This is a genomic window from Methylobacterium sp. 17Sr1-1 (assembly GCF_003173775.1).
Classification (GTDB): domain Bacteria; phylum Pseudomonadota; class Alphaproteobacteria; order Rhizobiales; family Beijerinckiaceae; genus Methylobacterium.
In genome coordinates this window covers 1,306,857-1,323,020 of record NZ_CP029552.1, presented here as the reverse complement: position 1 = coordinate 1,323,020, position 16,164 = coordinate 1,306,857, and the positions used below count along the sequence as shown (strand labels likewise).

The 16,164-nt window shown below is 69.6% G+C and carries 15 protein-coding genes; 5 read left to right on the top strand and 10 right to left on the bottom strand.

Annotation, left to right across the window (positions count from 1 at the left end):
* Positions 1-6: 6 nt before the first annotated feature.
* Positions 7-1,347 (bottom strand): ABC transporter substrate-binding protein, encoded by a 1,341-nt coding sequence (locus DK412_RS05985; protein ID WP_109971208.1) that lies wholly within the window; start codon positions 1,345-1,347, stop codon positions 7-9.
* 523 nt (positions 1,348-1,870) lie between these two features.
* On the opposite strand from DK412_RS05985, the gene DK412_RS05980 reads away from it, so the two are divergent.
* Together DK412_RS05980 and DK412_RS05975 are read left to right on the top strand one after the other, a co-directional pair.
* Complete coding sequence (locus DK412_RS05980) at positions 1,871-2,869, top strand: SDR family oxidoreductase (protein ID WP_109971207.1); 999 nt, start codon at positions 1,871-1,873, stop codon at positions 2,867-2,869.
* A gap of 38 nt (positions 2,870-2,907) precedes the next feature.
* Positions 2,908-3,231 (top strand): YnfA family protein, encoded by a 324-nt coding sequence (locus DK412_RS05975; protein ID WP_109971206.1) that lies wholly within the window; start codon positions 2,908-2,910, stop codon positions 3,229-3,231.
* Positions 3,232-3,238: 7 nt separating this feature from the next.
* On the opposite strand, the gene DK412_RS05970 is transcribed toward DK412_RS05975, so the two are convergent.
* The 9 genes from DK412_RS05970 to DK412_RS05930 all read right to left on the bottom strand — a co-directional run bounded on the left by DK412_RS05970 (position 3,239) and on the right by DK412_RS05930 (position 13,171).
* Positions 3,239-4,237, bottom strand: coding sequence for a helix-turn-helix domain-containing protein (locus DK412_RS05970; RefSeq protein WP_109971205.1), 999 nt, complete (start codon positions 4,235-4,237; stop codon positions 3,239-3,241).
* Between the two features lie 325 nt (positions 4,238-4,562).
* Positions 4,563-6,134, bottom strand: coding sequence for a GMC family oxidoreductase N-terminal domain-containing protein (locus tag DK412_RS05965; RefSeq protein ID WP_109971204.1), 1,572 nt, complete (start codon positions 6,132-6,134; stop codon positions 4,563-4,565).
* Positions 6,135-6,144: 10 nt separating this feature from the next.
* Positions 6,145-6,441, bottom strand: a complete 297-nt coding sequence (locus DK412_RS05960) for an antibiotic biosynthesis monooxygenase family protein (protein WP_109971203.1) — start codon at positions 6,439-6,441, stop codon at positions 6,145-6,147.
* Positions 6,442-6,451: 10 nt separating this feature from the next.
* Positions 6,452-7,966, bottom strand: coding sequence for an amidase (locus DK412_RS05955; protein ID WP_109971202.1), 1,515 nt, complete (start codon positions 7,964-7,966; stop codon positions 6,452-6,454).
* 326 nt (positions 7,967-8,292) lie between these two features.
* Complete coding sequence (locus DK412_RS05950) at positions 8,293-8,994, bottom strand: ATP-binding cassette domain-containing protein (protein WP_109971201.1); 702 nt, start codon at positions 8,992-8,994, stop codon at positions 8,293-8,295.
* A 10-nt stretch (positions 8,995-9,004) separates the two neighbouring features.
* On the bottom strand, positions 9,005-9,733 hold the full coding sequence (locus DK412_RS05945) for an ATP-binding cassette domain-containing protein (protein ID WP_109971200.1): 729 nt from the start codon (positions 9,731-9,733) through the stop codon (positions 9,005-9,007).
* Between the two features lie 80 nt (positions 9,734-9,813).
* Positions 9,814-10,860, bottom strand: a complete 1,047-nt coding sequence (locus DK412_RS05940; RefSeq protein ID WP_109971199.1) for a branched-chain amino acid ABC transporter permease — start codon at positions 10,858-10,860, stop codon at positions 9,814-9,816.
* A 1-nt stretch (position 10,861) separates the two neighbouring features.
* Complete coding sequence (locus DK412_RS05935) at positions 10,862-11,728, bottom strand: branched-chain amino acid ABC transporter permease (RefSeq protein ID WP_109971198.1); 867 nt, start codon at positions 11,726-11,728, stop codon at positions 10,862-10,864.
* A gap of 210 nt (positions 11,729-11,938) precedes the next feature.
* Entirely contained in the window at positions 11,939-13,171 is a 1,233-nt protein-coding gene (locus DK412_RS05930; RefSeq protein ID WP_109971197.1) for an ABC transporter substrate-binding protein, read from the bottom strand.
* A 294-nt stretch (positions 13,172-13,465) separates the two neighbouring features.
* Here DK412_RS05930 and DK412_RS05925 point away from each other — a divergent pair, with 294 nt between their 5' ends.
* From DK412_RS05925 to DK412_RS05915, 3 genes are read left to right on the top strand one after another with little or no spacing between them, the layout of a single operon-like run.
* Entirely contained in the window at positions 13,466-14,506 is a 1,041-nt protein-coding gene (locus tag DK412_RS05925; RefSeq protein WP_109971196.1) for an ABC transporter substrate-binding protein, read from the top strand.
* 10 nt (positions 14,507-14,516) lie between these two features.
* Positions 14,517-15,272 carry an ABC transporter permease subunit gene (locus DK412_RS05920; RefSeq protein ID WP_109971195.1) on the top strand — a complete coding sequence of 252 codons (756 nt, stop codon included), beginning with the start codon at positions 14,517-14,519 and terminating at the stop codon, positions 15,270-15,272.
* A complete protein-coding gene (locus DK412_RS05915; protein WP_109971194.1) occupies positions 15,260-16,039 on the top strand; it encodes an ABC transporter ATP-binding protein in 780 nt (259 codons plus the stop codon). The genes DK412_RS05920 and DK412_RS05915 overlap by 13 nt, the downstream gene beginning before the upstream one ends.
* Positions 16,040-16,164: the final 125 nt, after the last annotated feature.

The window sequence follows — 16,164 nt, the reverse complement described above, 5'->3', positions numbered from 1 at the left end:
AAGCCATCAGCTCTTGAAGGCCTGCGCCTGCGGGAGTTTGCCCACCATGTCGGGGGTCAGCGTCTTCAGCCAGTCGGCGCTCTTCTGGCCGACCGGCGTCGTCACGGATTCGGCCGGGAAGACGATCATGTCGGTGAGCACCGGGAACGGATACTTGTCGGAGTGCAGGGTGGTGCCGATGAGCTGGTTCTCGAGGCCCTGTCCGTCCTCGCGGATGCGCACGCTGGCGGTGGGCGAGGGAAATTCGAGGCCCTTGAAGGCGGCGGCGAGTTCCGCGTCGGTCGGCCAGCCGCCGTTCTTCGCCGCCACCGCCTTCTCGATGCCGGCCCTCATCGCCGAGACGGCTTGCGCCATGTGGAAGCACGGATAGATCGGCCAGGCATTGTACTTGGCGCGGTAACTGTCACTGAAGCGCTTCAGCCGCTCCGGGTCGGCCGGGGAGGGATGCAGGAACCAGTGGTCGCCGCGGGCGCCGACGATGTGGCCGGCCGGCAGCGCCTTGCCGACGCGCTGGAGCGAGGATTCGGCGAGCGGCATCACGAAGGCCGAGCGCTCGAACAGCTTGCGGTCCGAGGCCTGGCGGATCAGCGCGTCGAGGTCGCCGCCCCAGGAGGTCGACAGCACCACGTCGGGCCGCAGCGCCAGCACGCGGGTGATCTCGGTGGAAAAGTCGGTGGCGCCGAAGCGCGGAAACAGCTCGGCCGAGACCTTCACCCCGGGCTTCAGGGTGTTCATCGCCGTGCGAAAAATGTCCCAGGAATCGCGGCCCCAGGCGTAGTCCTGGTTGATCACCGCGATCGACTTGAAGTCCGGCTTCACCTTCAGGAGGTAGAGGAGCGCCGCCAGGATCTCCGGCGTCGCGTTGGCCTGGGTGCGGAAGGCGTAAGAGTAGCGGTTGTCCTCGAAGATGCGCTGGGTGCCGCAATCCCACAGCAGGGTCGGACGCTTCAGCTCGTCGGCGAGCGGCGCGCAGGCGATGCAATCGGCCGACGAGATCGCCGCGAAGATCAGATGCACGCCCTCCGACTGCACGAGGCGACGGTACTCGCCGACGACGTGGTCGACGCCCGGGCCCTCGTCGACGAAGATCGGCCGCACCTTGACGCCCGCGATGCCGCCGGCGGCGTTGATCTCGTCGAACAGCATCTCGGCGGTCTGGCGGCCTGGTACGCCGAAGACGCTCGCCGGGCCCGACAGGTAGGTGGCGATGCCGACCTTCAGCTCGGCGGGTTTGGCCCCTTGCGCGAAAGGAGAACCGCCCGGCAGCATCAGGCTCGCCCCCGCGGCCCCTGCGCCGACCAGCGCCTCGCGCCGCGTGAGCATCCCGGCACGACCCGTCCCAGCCATCGGCTTCCTCCCTGACATTGTACCGCGCACGGGCCCCTCTGGAGTGTGGCGTCGGGGGCCTCGCCGCGGCGCGGATCATGGGGGTGCGGTGACCGCCTGTCCAATAGCTTGTGCGGGCTTGTGCCAGAGGTTCGAGATATGGCTGGGGACGGGCGGCTCGATCGTGGCGCAGAGCGGTGGTCGATCATTGAGGGGGATCTCGCCCGGGCAGCCAGCTTTCCGAAAAAAATCACCACGCCCTTTCCCGGACGACTGAAACGCAGTGGAAGGAGATCCGGGATCCAGCGCAAAAAGTCGCGAAGCGTCTTTATGTCTGTAACGTCGCAAAGACAGAGCCGCTTCGCGGCACTTCTTCCGCTGGATCCCGGATCTCCTTCCGCTTCGCTACAGTCGTCCGGGAAAGGGGAAGGAGACGGGATTGGCGGCGCATCGTAGCCGCCGCGAGCGCCGCCATTGATGGAATGAACGAAGCACGCCCACCATCGTTAGGGCCTGGATACCCCCATCCTGTACGGAGGATTCCATGAGCCACGCCCACAAGCCTCTCGGCGAGCAGGTGATCGTCATCACGGGCGGCTCCAGCGGCATCGGGCTCGCCACGGCCCGGATGGCGGCGCGGGCGGGTGCCCGGGTGGTGCTCGCCTCGCGCAACGCCGAGGCGCTGGCGACGATCCAGGAGGAGATCGAGGCTTCGGGCGGCGAGGCGACCCACGTCGTCGCCGATGTCGGCCGGCGCGAGGAGGTGCAGGCCATCGCCGACAAGGCGGTGCAGCGCTTCGGCGGCTTCGATACCTGGGTCAACGATGCCGGCATCTCGATCTACGGCCGGCTGGAGGAGGTCTCGGACGAGGACCACGACCGCCTCTTCCAGACCAATTTCTGGGGCGTGGTCTACGGCTCGCTGGTGGCGGCGCCTTTCTTGCGCCGGCGCGGCGGCGCGATCATCAATCTCGGCAGCATCGCCTCCGACCTCGCGATCCCGCTCCAGGGCATGTACTCGGCGAGCAAGCACGCGATCCGCGGCTTCACCGACGCGCTCCGGTCCGAGCTGGACCTCGATCGCGCGCCGGTCTCGGTGACGCTGATCAAGCCGGCGGCGATCGACACCCCGTTCCCGCAGCACGCCCGCAACTACCTCGACCGCGAGCCGAAGCTGCCGCCGCCGGTCTATCACCCGGACGAGGTCGCCCACGCGATCCTGCACGCCGCGGTGTATCCGCAGCGCGAGATCATCGTCGGCGGCGGCGGCCGGGCGATGACGGGCCTCAAGAAGCTCGCGCCCGGCACCTTCGACCGCCTCGGCGGCGTGATGGCGGGCCAGCAGCTGCGCGCCGAGCCGCCGCGCGACCCGAACGGCGCCCTCCACCGGCCGACCCAGGACGGCCACGTGCGCGGCGACCATCCGGGGATGGTGCGCCACACCAGCACCTACACGCGGGCAAAGCTCAACCCTCTCGCCACCGGGGCGGTGATGGCCGGCGTCGGCCTCGCGGCGGCGGCCCTGATGAAGCGGCGGGCCTGATCTTTCGCGCGGCGGCATGGCGTGGGAGAAGCCGCGCCATGCCGACCTTTCTCCTCTACGCCGCCGCCGCGCTCGCCGAGATCGCCGGGTGCTTCTCGGTCTGGGCCTGGTGGCGGCTCTCGGCGTCGCCGCTCTGGCTGATTCCGGGGGGCCTGGCGCTCGGCGCCTTCGCGTTCCTGCTCGCGCTGACCGAGTCGGACGCCGCCGGGCGCGCCTTCGCGGCCTATGGCGGCGTCTACATCGCGGCCTCGCTCGCCTGGCTCTGGGGCGCGGAAGGGCAGCGGCCGAACCGGTTCGATTGCGCCGGGGCCGCCCTGTGCCTCGCGGGAGCGGCGGTGATCGTGCTGGCGCCGCGGGGGTGAGCCGGCCTCACCCCGCCGCCCGCAGCACCGATTTCGGCATCACCCCGTAGGTCTTCTTGAACGCCCGGCTGAAATGCGAGAAGTCGCTGAAGCCGCATTGCATCACCACCTGCCCGACATTGCGGGCCTGGCCTTCCTCGAGCAGCCGGTGGGCGAGGGCCAGCCGCTGCTGCCACAGCCAGCGGATCGCCGTGGTGCCGTCCGACGCGAAGGCGCGGCAGAGCGTGCGCAGCGACACGCCGAGGCGGTTCGCCACCGTGGCGAGGTCGAGGTCGGGATCCTCGATATGGGCGAGCAGGAAGGTCTTGGCCTGGCGCACCAGGTCGGCATCGGCGACCTTGCGCCCCGGTGCCGTCAGGCTCGCCTCCAGCGAGGCGGTGAGCAATTCGAGGAACGCGTTGCCGAGGCGCTGCGAGCCGCTCTCGCTCAACGGGGTTTCCAGTTCGACGATGTCGGTCAGGGTGTGGGCGAGGGTCGAGGCCAGTGGCTGGTCGGGCCGGATGATCCGCGCGGCCAGGTGCTCGAAGTCGGGCAGGCGCGCCGCCATCTGCCGTCGGGCCATCCGGGCGACGATCATCCGGGTGTCCTGCTCGAACTCCCACAGGAACGGCCGGGCCGAATCGTACACCACGAGGTCGCCGACGGAGGGAAGGGCGCAGCGGTCGTCCTGCACCAGCCGGCCGGTGCCGCTCTTCATCAGCGCCACGAACACGTCGTCGTCCGGCATCCGCCGCAGGCAGGCGGCGTCGCGGCGGTTCTCCATCGGCGAGAACCGGATGTCGCAGACGTTGACCTTGCCGAGCGCCACCTTGCGCAGGCGCGCCGAGAACGGTCCGTCGTCGATCTTCCGCATCGTCTCCGACGGGCTCAAATGCGCGCAGATCGCGTCGCGCCAGTAGGAGAAGCGGTATTGTTCCGCGAGTACGTTGGTGTCGAAGGTGGTGATCGGGGCGGGCGAAGGGGCCGAGGAGAAGGCCGACGGCGGCGAGGCGGTGAGCGATGCCATGACTGTCCCTCCGGCGGATCCGGGCCTCGGGCGGGCCCGCGATGCGCGTCGCGTCCGGACCGGCTCAAGCAACGACGGTGCCAGCCGGGAGCGAGACGGGCGGTCATAGGCCGAGTGGGCTGGTCGGCCGGGGCAGGAAGGGGCCTGGAGCGCTTCCCGATCGCGCTGCAATCGCGAAGCGCTCCAGGTCTCTGGTTTGGCCGCATTTTCTACGACGAGCCGGTTTCCGCTTCGTCGGACAATGCTCTGGCCGTCGTCGGAACCGTGGCGACCGCCTGACCGGGGACTTTCGACGGCGCGGTGTTCATCTCGGCCGGCCTTCGCGTCACCCCGCCAGCGCCCGGGCCGCCCGCTCGGCCACCAGGATCACCGTGGCGTTGAGGTTGGCCGAGATCATCCGCGGAAACACCGAGGCGTCGGCGACGTACAGGCCGTCGAGCCCGTGCACCGCGAAGCTCTGCGGATCGACGACCGCGCCGGGATCGGTGCCCATCCGGCAGGTGCTCGACGGGTGGTAGAGCGAGGCGAGGTGGCCGCGGACGTGCCGGGCGATGCCGGCCTCGTCCCGGCATTCGGCCGAGGGGCTCAGCTCGTGGGCGATCACCGCGGCGAGCGGATCCGCCGCCGCGATGGCCCGGTTGATCCGCACGCCCTCGACCAGGGTGGCGAGGTCGCGGCCGCCCTCGTCCGAGAGGTAGCGCGGGTCGATCGCCGGCGCCATGACCGGGTCGGCGGAGCGCAGGCGGATCTCGCCGCGGCTCTCCGGCCGTTGCAGCACCGCGAACAGGGTGAAGCCGGAGCCCGGATAGAGGAACCGGCCGTAATCGCGATGCGGGGCGGCGATGCCGTAGAGCTGGAGGTCGGGTTCGATGCCGGCCCACGTGGCGACGTGGCCGCCGGCCGCGGCCCAGTTCGAGGTCCGCGGGCCGGTGCGATGCGCCTGCCATTCCGCAAGGCTCTCGGCCGCGTCCACGGCACCGGGGCCGACCGGGCGCGTGGCCGCGAAGGCGAGGGTGATCGCCGGGTGGTCCTGCAGGTCCTGGCCGACACCGGGGAGATCGTGCAAAGGCGCGACCCCGGCCGCCCTCAGCGCATCCGCCGGGCCGATCCCGGAGAGCATCAGGAGGTGCGGCGAGGCGATGGCGCCGGCCGCGAGCACGACCTGCCCGGCCGAGGCCCGCTCGGGCCGGCCGTCGCGCAGGTACTCGACGCCGACGGCGCGGCCGTGCTCGATCACGAGGCGGGTGACGAGGACGCCGGTCTCGACCGTGAGGTTTGGCCGCTCCCGCGCCGGGTCGAGATAGGCCCGCTTGGTCCCGAAGCGCTCGCCGCCCCGGGTGGTCAGCTGGAAAAACCCGACGCCTTCCTGGCAGCCGCCGTTGAAATCCGGGTTCGCCGGATGGCCGGCCGCCACGGCGGCCTCGTGCCAGAGCGTCTCGCCCTCGTCGCGATACGGGCAATCCTCGACCGGCAAAGGACCGCCGGTGCCGTGCAGCGGGGTGTTGCCGAAGCGGCGATTGTCCTCGGACGAGAGGAAATCCGGCAGCACGTCGCGCCAGCCCCAGCCGGGGCAGCCCAGGGCCTCCCAGGCATCGTAGTCCGAGGGCAGGCCGCGCAGGTAGATCATGGCGTTGAGCGAGCCGGAGCCGCCGAGCATCCGGCCGCGGGGCCAGAAGATCCGGCGGTCGCGGCAGCCGGCCTGAGGCTCGGTGTGGAAGCCCCAGTCGGCGCCGGTGTTGAACAGGCTCGGCCAGTCGGACGGGATGACGGCGCCGAGGGGCGGCTCACCGCCGGATTCCAGCAGCAGCACCCGGCGCGCCGGGTCGGCGCTGAGCCGCCCGGCGAGCACGCAGCCGGCGCTGCCGGCGCCGACGATCAGGGTGTCGTAAGGAGTCATCGGCGAGAGGTCATCGTGCGGAGATCTCGTCGGCGGTCACCAGGATGACCTCGCCGTCGAGGATCGGCTGCGCGACGGCGAAGAACCGCGCCACCGCCGCCGAGCCGTTGTGCCGGTCCATCGCCGCCTGGTCGGCGAAACGCTCGTAGGTGGTGAAGCGGGTGGAATCGCCCGCATCCTGCGAGACGAAGAAGCCGATCGTGTCCGGCTCGTTTTCGGCGACGTGGGCCGCCACGTCGAGGAGGGCGGCCCGCAGGGTCGCCTCCGCGCCCGGCTTGGCGCGGAGGATGGCGCTGATGGTCTTCATGGGCCCGCCTTCAGAAGGTCTTCCAGTCGCCGGCGGCCTCGAAGGCGTGGGCGGCCTGGTAGATCGCGCTCTCGTTCCAGTCCTTCGCGGTCAGCATCAGCCCGACCGGCAGGCCGTCGACGAGGCCGCAGGGGATCGACATCGAGGGATTGCCGGTCACGTCCATCGGCGAGGTCGAGGCGACCATCTCGAAGGCGCGGACGATGATCTCTTCCAGCGGCGCGCCCTTCTCCGGCAGCTTGGTGGCGGTGCAGGGCAGGGTCGGGCACAGCAGCAGGTCGTAGGTCTTGAAGCAATCGGCGAAATCCTCCCGCACCTTGCGGGCGAGGTTCTGCGCCTTGGCGTAGTAGCGGCCGCGATAATGGGTCAGGCCCCACTGGCCGATCAGCATCGAGATCTTGAGCGTCTCGGAGAGGTCGTCGGCCTTGGCGCGCCAGGCCGAGTGGGCGTCGAACAGGCCGACATCGTAGGCGCCCTTCCAGTTGAAGCCCATGCCGTTGCCGAGCATCATCTGCTGCGTCAGGCCCTCCAGCCCGATCGGCGTCCAGACCGAGGCCGCCGTCCGGTAGGCGGGCAGCGAGACCTCCTCGACCGTGGCGCCCAAGGCCTCGAACCGGGCCGCCGCCGCCCGCACCTTGTCGGCCACCGCCTCCTGCATGCCGGGCGCGGAGAACCCCTCCGTCAGGAGGCCGATCTTCAGGCCCTTCGCGCCCTTCTTCAGCGCTTCCGTGTAGGCGGCGACCTGCGGCGCGACCTGGCGCGGGTCGAGCCCGTCCGGTCCGGCCAGGACTTCGAGCAGCAGGGCGTTGTCGCCGACGCTCGCGGTCATCGGGCCGGTATGGTCGATCGTGGTCTCGATCGGCATCACGCCGGTATAGGGAACGAGACCGTGGGTCGGCTTCATCCCGTAGATCCCGCAATACGAGGCCGGGATGCGGATCGACCCGCCCTGGTCGCCGCCGATCGCCATGTCGACCTCGCCGGCCGCCACCAGCGCGCCGCTGCCCGAGGACGAGCCGCCGGCCGAGTAGCCCATCCGGTGCGGGTTGTGGACCGGCCCGGGATCCGAGGTGTGGCTGCCGCCCGAGAGGCAGAAATGCTCGCAGACCGCCTTGCCGAGGATCGTCGCCCCGGCATCGAGCATCCGGGTGACGATGGTGGCGTCGGAGGCCGGCACGAAGCCTTCGAGGGTCGAGGCGCCGTTCATCATCGGCACGCCGGCGAGGGCGACGTTGTCCTTGAGCGCGACGGTCTTGCCCTTGAGCTTGCCGGTGTCGGCGCCCTTCACCTCGCTCTTCCAGTACCAGGCGCCGAGGGGATTCTCCTCCGGGGTCGGCCGGGTGCCGGGGGTGCGGGGATACTTCACCGGGGGGATGTGGTCGGGCAGGGCGTCGACCACGTCGTAGGCGTCGAATGAGGCGTCCATCAGGGCGCGGTAGGCGGCGGCCTCCTCGGGCGACAGCGACATGTGGAGGCTGGCGGCGAGCTCGCGGACCTGGTCGGCGCTCGGGCGGGTGATGGCCATGGGGCGTCTCCTGAGTTGGGGTGGCGAAGAGCTTCCATTCAAGCTCCCCTTTCCCGGACGACTGTAACGAAGTGAAAGGAGATCCGGGATCCAGGGGAGAAGTGCCGCGAAGCGGCTCGATATTTGCAATGTTGCAGACTCACGGTCGCTTCGCGAGTCTTATGCTGGATCCCGGATCTCCTTCCGCTGACGCTCCAGTCGACCGGGAAAGGGGCGGGCAAGAGAAACGGCTGGCTTAGTGTCTCTCACAAAACTCCCGATCGCCGTTGTCGCTCGATGTGGCGGCGTCAGCGCGGCGGGAGTTTTGTGAGGTGCACTCAACCCCGCTACGCCGCCGCCATGCCGATCCGCCCCGCCAGCAGGTCCTCGCGCGAGACCTCGCCGGTGATGCGGCCCTTCTGGATGCCGAGCACCCGGTCGGACAGCGAGGTGATGAAGTCGAGGTTCTGCTCGACGATGATCATCGACAGGTCCCAGCGCTTCTTGAGCGCCAGCAGCGTCTCGATGATCTCCTCGATGATCGAGGGCTGGATGCCCTCTGTCGGCTCGTCGAGGAGGACGAGCTTCGGCCGGGTGCAGAGGCAGCGGGCGAGGGCGAGCAATTGCTGCTCGCCGCCCGAGAGCGCGCCGCCGCGCCGGTCGAGCAGGCGCACGAGGCGGGGGAAGTCGGCGAGCACGTCGTCGATGATGCGGGGATCCTCCTTCGGGGCGCTGGCTAGCCCCATGCGCAGGTTCTCGCGCACGCTGAGGGTGGCGAAGATCTCGCGGCCTTGCGGCACCAGACCCATGCCGAGGCGGGCGCGCTGGTGGATGGGGAGCCGGGTCACGTCGGTGCCCGAAAAGCGCACCGCGCCGGCCGTGGCCGGGATGTGGCCCATCAGGGTCCGCATCAACGTCGTCTTGCCCATGCCGTTGTGGCCGAGGATGCCGAGATATTCCCCGGGCGCCAGGCTGAAGTCGACGCCCATCAGGATCGGCACCCGGCCGTAGCTCGCCCGCAGGTCTTCCACGTCCAGAAGCGCGCTCATGCCATCCCCTTCATGCCGCCATCGTCTTACCGAGATAGACGTCGCGCACCCGCCGGTCGGCGAGCACGGCGTCGATCCCGTCCTCCATCATGATCCGACCCTGGTGGAACACCGTGACCGTACGGGCGATCATCTTGATGAACGCCATGTCGTGCTCGACCACGACGATCGCCCGGCTCTTGTTGATCTCGCGGATGATCTCGGCGGTGCGGTGGGTCTCCTCGTCGGTCATGCCGGCGGCCGGCTCGTCGAGGAGGATCAGGTCGGGATCGCCCGCCAGCACCGTGCCGATCTCGACCCATTGCCGCTGGCCGTGCGAGAGCTGGCCGACCGTCGCCCCGGCGAGATGCGTCAGCCGGATCTTCTCCAGGATCTCGTCGACGAGCGGCCCGGTGAATTTCGGCGTCGTCTTGCGGCGGGCCGAGAGCCAGATGTTCTCGCGCACCGACAGCCCGTTGAACACGTTCGGCACCTGCGTCTTGATGCCGATGCCGAGCCGGGCGATCTGGTGGCTCTGCAACCCGGTCAGGGGCTGGCCGCGGAAAGCGATGGTGCCGGAGGTCGGGGTGAGCTGGCCGGTGAGCATCTTGAAGAAGGTGCTCTTGCCGGCGCCGTTCGGGCCGATCAGGCAGCGCAACTCCATCTCTCCGAGGGTGAAACTGACGTCGTCGTTGGCGACGACGCCGCCGAAGCGCATCGTCAGGTGCTCGGTCTTCAGGAGGGGGACGAGGGGGTCCATCAGTGCACCTCGCGACACTCCCGTGGCGCCGACGCTGCCACGGCGAGAGATGACGGTGATCGGGAGTTTCGTGAGAGACACTATTCGGCTCCCGCGATCTGGGTCCGGGCGGCGGTGGAGGCGGCCGGGCGCCGTCTGGCCTTGCGGCCGAGCCCAAGGAGGGCATTCTTCAGCGTCGGCACGATGCCTTTCGGCAGGAGCAGCACGAAGCCGACCAGGATCACCCCGAGGACGAGGTTGGCGTTGAAGGCCTGCTGCGAGCCGATCTTGGCGTTGAGGAACTGGATCAGGACGCAGCCGACCACCGGGCCGATCAGGGTGCCGAGGCCGCCGACGGTGATCCAGATGATGATCTCGGCCGAGAGCGACAGGGAGAAGATCGTCGGGCCGACGAAGGCGCCCCAGTTGACGTAGAGCGCGCCGGCGAGCCCCGCGACCGCGCCGCCGACCATGAACACCCCGAGCTTGATCAGCCGCGGATCGTAGCCCAGCAGCGCCGCCCGGGTCTCGTTCTCGCGCACCGCCACCGCGATGCGGCCGAACGGGCTGGCGAGCAGGAGCCGCATCAGGAGGTAGACGGCGATGAGTACGCCGCCGGTGACCCACCATCCGGCCTCGGGGCTCAGCACCGCGTCCGGGGTGTAGGGCGCATTGAAGGTCGGCACCGAGGGGATGCCGTTGAAGCCGCCGAGCCGGGCCTGGCCGATCGTGTAGGCGTCGCCCGCCGTCGAGTTGACGACGTTGAACAGGATCAGCGTGACGGTGAGCGTGATGACCCCGAGATAGACCTCGCTGATCCGGCCGTAGAACACGAAGTAGCCGAGAGCCGCGGCGAAGAGGGCGGGAAAGAGGATCGCCAGCAGGATCGCGTTGGTCGAATCGCCGAAATTGATCGCCGCGATCGCGTAGGTGTAGCCGCCGAGACCGAAGAACGCGGTCTGGCCGAAGGACAGGATCCCCCCGAAGCCCCAGATGAAGCCGAGGCTGAGCGCCAGCACGCCCATGGCGGCGAACAAGGTCAGCTGCATCAGGGTGAAGAGTTCGACGTAAGCTGGCAGGACGACGACCAGGGCGGCGGCGGCGAGAATTGCGAGGCCCTGGAGGGCGCGCGACAGGGCGGCGGGCATGTCAGAGCGTCCCCTTGAAGAAGCGGCCGGAGATGCCTTGCGGCAGCAGGCGGATCAGCAGGATCGCGGAGAGGAAGAGGATCACCTCGCCGTAGACCGGGGTGGTGAAGTAGGCGCCGAGCTGGTTGACGAAGCCGAAGAGTCCGGCGGCCGAGAGCGTGCCCGAGATGATCGTCGCGCCGCCGCCGACGACCGTGATGAAGCACTTGGCGACGAAGGCGGTGCCCATCACCGGCGTGATGCCCGAGACCGGCGCCAGCAGCCCGCCGGCGAGCCCGGTGACGGCGGCGCCGATGCCGAAGGTCGCCATGTAGATCTTCGCCGGGTTGACCCCGAGGGTCGCGGCCATGCCGGGATTCAGCATCACCGCCCGGGCGACGAGGCCGAAGCGGGTGAAGCGGAGCACGCCGTAGACCAAGGCCATCATCACGACGGCCATGGCGAGCAGGAAGATCGTGTACCAGCTCGACCGGTAGGCCCCGACCTGGAACCCGCCGAGCGGCGTCGGCACGCCGTTGATGGTGTTGCCGAAGATCGTCGTCACGAGGCCGATGAGGCAGAGGCTCAGGCCCCAGGTCGCCAGCATCGAATCGACGAGGCGCCCGTACAGGAAGCGGATCAGGCAGCGCTCGATGACGAGCCCGACGAGGCCGACGAAGAGCGGGGCCACCACCAGCATCGCGATCCAGATGTTGAGCCCGGCATTGGCCGAGATCACCGTGGCGTAGGCCCCCAGCATCACGAACTCGCCGTGGGCGAGGTTGATGATCTTCATCATCCCGAAGATGATCGCGAGGCCGAGGCAGAGCAGGAACAGGGAAGCGGCCCCGTTCACGACGTCGAGCGCGATGATGAGCGACAGGTCCATGACGTCATCCGGGTGGGGGAGGGGGACTGAACGGATAGGCTGACCCGATCGCCGCTGCTGTTTTCCCACGCGCGACCTCATCCTGAGGTGCCCACGCAGTGGGCCTCGAAGGAGGCGTCCAGGGATCGCGGAGAGTTCTGGAGGCCTCCTTCGAGGCTCGTTTCACTCGCACCTCAGGATGAGGTCGCGGGTGGGAGGGCTGAGAGAGACTCAGATCGAGATCTCGTACTGCTTGTTGTCCCGCGGGTTCTTGATCAGGTTGCACACCGCGGCGGTATCCTGGGGCTTGGCATCCGGAAACGTCTCCCGCACCGTCCATTTCCGGTCCTTGACCGCCGCCAGGTAGGCGTTGCGGGTGACGTGGTGGGTGGCGTGGTCGATCGTCACCTTGCCGGTCGGTCCGTCGAAGGACAGACCGGTCTCGAGCGCCTCGGTCACCGCCATCCGGTCGATGGACTTCGCCTTCTTCACCCCCTCGACCCAGAGGTAGAAGCCCTCGTAGGTCGCCGCCGCCAGCTCGCTGATGTAGGGGATGCTCGGCGACTGCTTCTTCAGCTTGGCGACGTAGGCCGTGCTCGCGGGCGTCGTCAGTTCCTCGAAATAGCCGTAGGCGCCGAGCACGCCGTCGCTCTCGGCGGCGTTGAGGGTCGAGGGCTCGTTGACGAGGCCGAAGGTGGTCGAGGCGATCGGGATCTGGCCCTTCATGCCGGCCGAGGTCCATTGCCGGTAGAACGCCGTGTGGTTGCCGCCGACCAGGGCCGAGAGCAGCAGGTCGGGCTTGGCGGCCTGGATCTTCGAGATCGTCGGGCCGAAATTCGTCACGTCGAGCGGGAAGAAATCGACCGAGACCGTCTCGCCGCCCTGGTCCTTGACGTATTTCTGCATCCACTTGGCGGTGATCTGGCCGTAATTGTAATCGGCGGCGATGATGTAGACCTTCTTCTTGTCCTTCCCCATCGCGTAGGGCACCAGCTTCTCGACCGTCTGGGCCGGGGTCGTACCGGTGCAGAAGGTGTTGCGGTCGCAGACCCCGCCCTCGTACAGCACGTTGTAGAAGTACAGCACCCGGAAGCGGTTGAAGGTCGGGCGGATCGCCTCGCGCGAGGCCGAGGTGATGCCGCCATGGACCACCGCCACCTTGTCGCGCACGGCGAGCTGCTGGGCGTATTGCGAGTACATCTGGATGTTGGACTGGGTGTCGTAGTGCACGAGCTGCAGCGGCCGGCCGAGCAGGCCGCCCGCGGCGTTCACCTCCTCGATCCCGAGCTTCAGGCTCTCGACCATCGGCGTGCCGGAGGCGGCGATCGGTCCGGACTGGTCGTGCAGCGAGCCGACGAGGATCGGCGTCTCGGCCCGGGCGGACCGGAGCACGGCCGGCATCGCCAGGGTGGAGAGCGGAACGGCGGCCGCGGTACGGAGGAGGTCACGACGCGAGAGGGCCATCCTGGTCCGGGCTCCTGTTGCAGCACGAGGCGCGTTGCCGACGACCCGAGGTTAGAAGAGGCCGGAGCGCCGGTGCTTGCCTGTGCTGACCAAAAAATTGGACTGGCCGTGCCAGGGGTGGGGAGGGCGCCCCCGGGCCGGTCCGGAGGTTCTTCTCCGTCAATGCTGCGTAAGAGAAATTTGTACTATCATGCGCCATGAGAAGAGATGAAATTTCTTAGTTCCGCGCCGTTCTTGCACGGCCGCAGGAGGATGCCCTAAGCGGAGGCGTTCCTTCCCCACAGACGGCCGGCCATGACCATCACGCGACGCAGCATCCTCGGGGCAGCCCCGGTCCTCGCCGTCGGCGCCGCCCTCGGACGGGTGACGCCGGTGCTCGCCCAGGGCCGCGCCGCGCCGTTGCGGGTCGGCGTGATCCCGATCCTCGCCGCGGCGCCGATCTACGTCGCCGAGAAGGAGGGCTGGCTGAAGCAGGCGGGGCTGTCGCTCGCGGTCACGACCTTCGAGTCGGGCCCGAACATGATCCAGGCGCTGGCGTCGGGCACCCTCGACGTCTACGTCGCCGGCGTGGCGCCGCTCTGCGTCGCCCGCCAAAAGGGCATCGACGTGAAGGTGGTGGCCGCCACCTCGGTCGAGGAGAACGTCTTCGTCGCCGGCCCCAAGCTCGCCCGCTTCGCCGAGACCGGCGTCGCCCCGGCCGAGGTGTTCCGGCGCTACCGCGAATCCACCGGCACCCCGGCGCGACTCGCCACCCAGCCCCTCGGCTCGGTGCCGAACACCACCCTGCAGCACTGGCTGTGGGAGGTGGCGAAGGCCGACCCGAAGGACGTGACGATCGTCTCGATGGGGATCGACGCGACCCAGCAGGCGGTGCTCGCCGGCGCGGTCGAGGGCGGAATTCTGCGCGAGCCCGCGGTCTCGATCGTCACCGGCCGCAACCCGGCGATCCACCTGATGGCGCTCGGCGGCGAGATGTTCCCGAGCCAGCCGGGTACCGTCGTCGCCGTCACCCGCGCCCTCCTCGACAAGGAGCCCGAGGTCGCCCAGGCGATCGTCACGGGTGTCGTGCGGGCGGTCGACCTGATCGGCCGCGACCCGGAGCGCGTCGCGCCGATCGTCGAGGCGTCGCTCGGCAAGGGCCTCGTCGACACCGCCACCATCCGCCGGGCGCTGGCCTCGCCGGCGACGCGCTTCTCCGCCGATCCCCGCCGCATCGTCGAGGCGACGGCGGCGATGCAGCGCTACCAGGTGAAGATCGGCGCGCTGGAGCGCGAGGTGGCCCTCGACGGGCTGTTCGAGCCGCGGCTCTACGAGCGCGCCGTCGCCGGCAAGTGAGAGTTCACCCGTGAGATCCCGCCCCGCGGCGTTGCTGCTCCCGCTCCTGGGGCTCGCCGCCTTCTTCGTGCTGTGGGAGGCCGTGCCCCGGCTCGGCCTCGTCAATCCGGCCTTCCTGCCGCCGCCCTCGGTGCTGCCGGAAGCATTTTTGCGCGAGCTGCGCTCCGGCCAGTGGCTCGCGGCCATCGGCGGCAGCCTCGGGCATTACCTCGGCGGTCTCGCCCTCGGCCTCGGCCTCGGCATCGCCGCCGGCACCCTGACGGGAATGTCGCGCACGGCCGAAGGCCTGACCGCCTGGGTGGTGCGGGTCCTGCGCCCGGTGCCGGGCCTCGCCTGGGTGCCCTTCGCCATCATCTGGTTCGGGGTCAGCCCGGAGGCGGCCCTGTTCATCGTGGCGATCGGGGTGTTCTGGATCGTCTACTTCGCGAGCCACGGGGCGATCCGCGGCGTCGACCGCGACCTGATCGAGCTCGCCGCCGCCTTCGGCTTCCGCTCCGCCCCCGAGCGCCTGGTGACCGTGGTGTGGCCCGCTGCCATGCCGGGGATCCTCGTCGGCGTGCGCACCGCCATCGGGCAGGCCTGGATGGCGGTGGTGGCGGCCGAGATTTTTGGCGTCGCCGGCTTGGGCCAGCGGATGATGCAGGCGTCGACGCTCCTCGCGACCGACATCGTGGTCGTCTACATGCTCACCATGGCGCTGCTCTACGGCGTGTTCGACGCCGCCTTCACGGCGCTGCAAGGCTGGATGCTCCGATGGCGGGCCTGATCGCGATCCAGGGCCTCGCCCTCACCTTCACCCGCGATGGCACCCGCACCACGGTGCTGTCCGGCCTCGACCTCGACATCGAGCCCGGCGAGTTCCTGGCGATCGTCGGCGCTTCCGGCGTCGGCAAGTCGACGCTGCTGCGCGTGATCGCCGACCTCGTGCGCCCAAGTGCCGGCACCGTCTCGGTCAGTGCGCCCGAGCCGGGTCGCCGGGCCGTCGCCCTGGTGTTTCAGGATTCGCGCCTGCTGCCCTGGCGCCGGGTCCTCGACAACGTCGCCTTCGGGCTCGAGAAGCTGCGCCTCCCCCGGGTCGAGCGGCGCCGGCGGGCGCAAGCCGCCCTCGACCGGGTCGGTCTCGGGGCGCTCGCCGGGCGCTGGCCGTTCCAGCTCTCCGGGGGCCAGCGCCAGCGGGTGTCGCTCGCCCGGGCGCTGGCGGTCGAGCCGCACGTCCTGCTCATGGACGAGCCGTTCTCGGCCCTCGACGCGCTCACCCGCGAGACGCTGCAGGACGAGCTCGCCCGGCTCTGCCGCGCTTCGGGCCAGACCGTCCTGTTCGTCACCCACGACATCGAGGAGGCGGTCTACCTCGCCGACCGGGTCGTGGTGCTGGCAGGGAGCCCGGGCCGCATCGTTGCGGCCCACCGCATTGCGGCGGGCCAGCCGCGGGACCGGGCGGCGCCGGAGCTGAAGGCGATCACGCAAGGCATCCGGGAGGATCTGGCGGGGGTGGCGGGCGAGAGGCGGGTGGATCTGCAGGACGCGCGGTGACGATGTCGCTCGGACCGCCCGTATCCTCCAGGGCTGGATAGGAAACCAACCTCCGTTCCCACGCTCGCCCCTTTCCCGGATCTCCTTCCGCTTCGCTTCAGTCGTCCGGGAAAGGGCGGAGGATT

Coding starts and splice junctions, on each gene's coding strand:
- DK412_RS05985 (WP_109971208.1), bottom strand. CDS start 1,347: ATGGCTGGGACGGGTCGTGCCGGGATGCTCACGCGGCGCGAGGCGCTG.
- DK412_RS05980 (WP_109971207.1), top strand. CDS start 1,871: ATGAGCCACGCCCACAAGCCTCTCGGCGAGCAGGTGATCGTCATCACG.
- DK412_RS05975 (WP_109971206.1), top strand. CDS start 2,908: ATGCCGACCTTTCTCCTCTACGCCGCCGCCGCGCTCGCCGAGATCGCC.
- DK412_RS05970 (WP_109971205.1), bottom strand. CDS start 4,237: ATGGCATCGCTCACCGCCTCGCCGCCGTCGGCCTTCTCCTCGGCCCCT.
- DK412_RS05965 (WP_109971204.1), bottom strand. CDS start 6,134: ATGACTCCTTACGACACCCTGATCGTCGGCGCCGGCAGCGCCGGCTGC.
- DK412_RS05960 (WP_109971203.1), bottom strand. CDS start 6,441: ATGAAGACCATCAGCGCCATCCTCCGCGCCAAGCCGGGCGCGGAGGCG.
- DK412_RS05955 (WP_109971202.1), bottom strand. CDS start 7,966: ATGGCCATCACCCGCCCGAGCGCCGACCAGGTCCGCGAGCTCGCCGCC.
- DK412_RS05950 (WP_109971201.1), bottom strand. CDS start 8,994: ATGAGCGCGCTTCTGGACGTGGAAGACCTGCGGGCGAGCTACGGCCGG.
- DK412_RS05945 (WP_109971200.1), bottom strand. CDS start 9,733: ATGGACCCCCTCGTCCCCCTCCTGAAGACCGAGCACCTGACGATGCGC.
- DK412_RS05940 (WP_109971199.1), bottom strand. CDS start 10,860: ATGCCCGCCGCCCTGTCGCGCGCCCTCCAGGGCCTCGCAATTCTCGCC.
- DK412_RS05935 (WP_109971198.1), bottom strand. CDS start 11,728: ATGGACCTGTCGCTCATCATCGCGCTCGACGTCGTGAACGGGGCCGCT.
- DK412_RS05930 (WP_109971197.1), bottom strand. CDS start 13,171: ATGGCCCTCTCGCGTCGTGACCTCCTCCGTACCGCGGCCGCCGTTCCG.
- DK412_RS05925 (WP_109971196.1), top strand. CDS start 13,466: ATGACCATCACGCGACGCAGCATCCTCGGGGCAGCCCCGGTCCTCGCC.
- DK412_RS05915 (WP_109971194.1), top strand. CDS start 15,260: ATGGCGGGCCTGATCGCGATCCAGGGCCTCGCCCTCACCTTCACCCGC.